General features: G+C 50.8%; 1 protein-coding gene. It reads right to left on the bottom strand.

Annotation, left to right across the window (positions count from 1 at the left end):
- The coding region (locus ACTHUR_RS21650) for a GAD domain-containing protein (protein ID WP_440400877.1) at nucleotides 1–431 on the bottom strand (431 nt) is incomplete at both ends.

The raw sequence follows: 431 nt of genomic DNA, 5'->3' as shown, positions 1-431 counted from the left end.
GCAACGTAGCGGTCGGCTTCTTCGTCGTATTCAAACATTGGGAAATCGACAACCCACAAAGGTTTCCATTCGTCTACGAAGTAGCCGTTGTCTTTGCCGTGTTCCAAGCCGACTTTAATACGCAATGCGCCGATGGCTTCGTTCACGACTTTGGTTTTGTCCGCGCCGAAGAAAATGATGTCGCCGTTTTGTGCGCCGGTACGCTCGATGATTTCTTTCAGAGCGTTTTCGGACAGGAATTTCACGATTGGAGATTGCAGGCCGCTGTCTTCGCCGTTGGAAAGGTTGCTGATATCGTTTACTTTGATGTATGCCAGACCTTTCGCGCCGTAGATGCCGACAAATTTAGTATATTCGTCGATTTCTTTGCGGCTGAATTTCGCGCCGTTCGGTACACGCAGAGCGACTACGCGGCCGCCTTTCATGTCGGC

Source organism: Neisseria sp. P0021.S007 (assembly GCF_051956855.1).
Note: the sequence above shows the minus strand (reverse complement) of the source record. Positions and strands in the feature narration are given on the sequence as shown.